The 2,454-nt window shown below is 41.3% G+C and carries 2 protein-coding genes and 1 pseudogene; 2 read left to right on the forward strand and 1 reads right to left on the reverse strand.

The window, feature by feature from the left end; translation table 11 throughout:
• The first annotated feature begins 270 nt into the window (after nucleotides 1-270).
• Nucleotides 271-1,782, forward strand: coding sequence for a response regulator (locus C7B77_RS28190; protein ID WP_106312880.1), 1,512 nt, complete (start codon nucleotides 271-273; stop codon nucleotides 1,780-1,782).
• 24 nt (nucleotides 1,783-1,806) lie between these two features.
• Here C7B77_RS28190 and C7B77_RS30560 read toward each other — a convergent pair whose 3' ends face one another.
• Entirely contained in the window at nucleotides 1,807-1,959 is a 153-nt protein-coding gene (locus C7B77_RS30560; protein WP_181244067.1) for a hypothetical protein, read from the reverse strand.
• 309 nt (nucleotides 1,960-2,268) lie between these two features.
• Here C7B77_RS30560 and C7B77_RS31255 point away from each other — a divergent pair.
• Nucleotides 2,269-2,379 (forward strand): annotated as a pseudogene (locus tag C7B77_RS31255) (sugar dehydrogenase); the annotation flags it as partial.
• Between the last annotated feature and the right edge of the window lie 75 nt (nucleotides 2,380-2,454).

The raw sequence follows: 2,454 nt of genomic DNA on the forward strand, positions 1-2,454 counted from the left end.
TCTCAGGAGAGTCTCGATTCTAATTATAAAATTATAGCGATAGTCACTCTCGTTCGACCCCACCACTTCACATGGTAATTCAATCGGATAAAATCCTCAACAACTCTAATTTTTAGAGCTTTCACTCATCGATAGTATGTTTTAATAATTATGAGCACTAACAATCAAAAAACAGTCAGGTTCAGAGACTCAATCTCTGAATTTAATAATATTAAAGCTAATACCTAGAGTGGTAATCTCGTAATTCAAGTAGCTGATGTACCGAGTTGGATGTTGTGTTTTTCATCTGGCAGGTTAGCTGGTATTAGTGGTGGTATCGATGCGATCGATCGGTGGGATCGAAATCTAGCTTTAGCTTCACTGAATATGCCGATCGATCGATTGGTTAAATCGACAGATCGGCAAGAAATATTTTTAAATGCTAATAAAATCGCTCAAGAATGTGCGATCGAAGAAGTTTTATTCGACATCATTCAATTCAGTCAACAAAAAGGCGATCGACTAGCTTGTCGATTCATTCCCATTAACGATAAAAATACTCAAGTCAAGTCAATTTTACCATTACTAGAGATTCAGCCAATTCTCAGTAAAACCATTCAAGCATGGCAAGAGTGGGAAAAAAATGGATTGGTTAAGTACGCACCGAGTCTATTTCCAATCCTCCAAAGATCTGTCAAAGCTACAGATTTCAAAGATAATAAGAAGCTCCAATTTTTGCTCTTATCGATCGATGGCAGTAAATCGTTACGGAGTTTGGCAATTCATCATCAGCAAAAACTCATCGATGTAGCTAAACTATTAATAACTTCGATCGATTCAGGTTTAATTACGTTATCTCTTACCAAACAATCTACCACTGAGTCTAGAGATACAGAAGAACGTAAGCTTTTTTCCGAACTAGATCGCGTCGAAATTTCTTCACCCACTGCCCAAATTACCGACCAAAAAGATCGCAAAAGCCCACTGATTGCTTGTGTCGATGATAGCCTCTCAGTGTACAAGCATCTAGAAAAAATTATTATCGGACATGGATGCAGATCTTTTGGCGTCCAAGATCCACTCAAAATTATCCCCAGTCTGATTAAAAACAAACCCGATCTAATTTTCCTGGATTTAGTGATGCCAGTAATGAATGGTTATGAAGTTTGCGAACAGATTCGGAAAACACCTTCTTTAACCAACGTCCCAATCATTATTTTGACTGGTAATGATGGCTTGATCGATCGAGTACGTACCAAATTTGTCGGTGCAAATGGATTTTTGGGTAAGCCAATCGAACCTCAATCAATTATAAAAACGCTCGATAAATATCTGGACAAGAAATCATCTGTAAATGTCGATCGGATTGTCAAATCCGCACGCTCGACAGCAGCCGATATCGGTAACCCCATTGGTATTGCCAAGCGAGTTTTGGTAATTGATGACGATCGTAATATTCGCGAAGTTGTCTCGATGTGCCTACACAAACTCAAAGGTTGGGATGTGCTCACTGTCTCGTCGGGACAAGAAGGACTCGATCGAATTTGCCTCAACCATCCCGATGCGATCGTTTTAGATGTAATGATGCCAGAAATGGATGGTTTAGCTTTTTTACGACATTTACGCTCCAACACCAGTACTAAACATATTCCTGTTATTTTATTGACCGCAAATCGCTATTTACCCGACAAAGAGCTATTAACCGAACTTGGTGTCATGGAAGTTATTTCTAAACCCTTTCTGCCGATCGATCTAGTCCGGAAAATAGATCTGGCACTCGGGTTGAATGGTAGTTTGGCGTAGAGGGTAGGTTTTAGGTTTTAGGTCTTAGATGGTTTCTCGCAATAAACCCTGACTGAGTGCTGTTTCCACTCCTTGGAGTTTGCTGTACAACGCCCATCTGGTCGCGTTCAATTCGGTGGCTTTAGCTTTGTATGCGGCATTCACTGACGGATGGATGCCACACACGACCAAACTCATCACATCTGGAGCGATCGCAATGCTTTGTGCGATCGAATTGAGGCTATTGTACCCAGATCGCCCGATCTCCTCGGCACCATTTCAGATTGAGTCAGATCGAGCAAAGCGATTTTTAGCCAACATAGCGAAGTGTGCTGTTTCTGGATCGTCACCACTAATCGCAACGTAACGACTCAAACATCAGTCTTTGGATGGAAACAATAATGAGATCGATCTTTTAACGTGTAGATACTTATGCTCGAATAGCCTCATTAACATCGAGTATTTAAGTCTTCAATCACACTCGATCGACTACCACTAATAACTACCATGAGCTATTCCCCAACTCTCCTCAAAGGTCAAAAAGCATTAGTAACTGGTGGTAGCTCTGGCATTGGTGCCGCGATCGCGATCCACCTAGCCGCTTGCGGAGCTTCGGTAGGGGTTGCGGAATAAAGGCTAAAATCCAGGTTGGAAAGCAGTTACAGCTACTAATTCAGCTACTCAGAGCCAAGG

The sequence above is a fragment of the Chamaesiphon polymorphus CCALA 037 genome (genome assembly GCF_003003845.1).
GTDB lineage: Bacteria > Cyanobacteriota > Cyanobacteriia > Cyanobacteriales > Chamaesiphonaceae > Chamaesiphon > Chamaesiphon polymorphus.

Coding starts and splice junctions, on each gene's coding strand:
- C7B77_RS28190 (WP_106312880.1), top strand. CDS start 271: ATGTTGTGTTTTTCATCTGGCAGGTTAGCTGGTATTAGTGGTGGTATC.
- C7B77_RS30560 (WP_181244067.1), bottom strand. CDS start 1,959: ATGAGTTTGGTCGTGTGTGGCATCCATCCGTCAGTGAATGCCGCATAC.